The following is a 676-nucleotide window of genomic DNA, read 5'->3' as shown; positions in this document are numbered from 1 at the left end:
AGCGCCGAACTCGCGGAAAAGCTGTTAGCTTTACCCCACGTTCGCTCAAGACAGGTGGCAACGGAAGGGCTCGCGTGATGGGCGTCGACCCCGGGCTGACCCGATGCGGGCTGTCGGTGGTCGAAAGCGGGCGCGGACGAAACGTGGTCGCGCTGGACGTGGACGTGGTGCGGACCCCGTCGGACGCGCCGCTGGCCGAGAGGCTGCTGGCCATCAGCGATGCCGTCGAGCACTGGCTGGCCACCCACCAACCGGACGTCGTCGCCATCGAGCGGGTGTTCTCCCAGCTGAACGTGTCGACGGTGATGGGCACCGCGCAGGCCGGCGGGGTGATCGCGCTGGCGGCGGCCAAGCGCGGCATCGACGTGCACTTCCACACGCCGAGCGAGGTCAAGGCCGCGGTCACGGGCAACGGTGCCGCGGACAAGGCCCAGGTGACCGCGATGGTCACGAAAATCCTTGCGCTGCAAGCGAAGCCGACTCCCGCGGACGCCGCGGACGCGCTGGCGTTGGCCATCTGCCACTGCTGGCGGGCGCCGATGCTGGCCCGGATGGCCGCGGCCGAAGCGCTGGCCGCGCAACAGCGGCACGTGTACCTGGCCAAGCTGAAGGCCGCGCGATGATCGCCTCGGTGCGCGGTGAGGTGCTCGAGGTGGCGCTCGACCACGCGGTGATC

At 70.3% G+C, this 676-nt stretch carries 1 protein-coding gene; it reads left to right on the top strand.

Annotation, left to right across the window (positions count from 1 at the left end; translation table 11 throughout):
• Nucleotides 1–77: 77 nt before the first annotated feature.
• Nucleotides 78–623 (top strand): crossover junction endodeoxyribonuclease RuvC, encoded by a 546-nt coding sequence (gene ruvC, locus A9X05_RS05165; protein WP_067779704.1) that lies wholly within the window; start codon nt 78–80, stop codon nt 621–623.
• The last annotated feature ends 53 nt before the right edge of the window (nt 624–676 follow it).

The organism is Mycobacterium sp. E3298, assembly GCF_001666895.1.
GTDB lineage: Bacteria > Actinomycetota > Actinomycetes > Mycobacteriales > Mycobacteriaceae > Mycobacterium.
The sequence above is the reverse complement of the archived record's forward strand: the minus strand, read 5'-3'. Positions and strand labels throughout refer to the sequence as shown.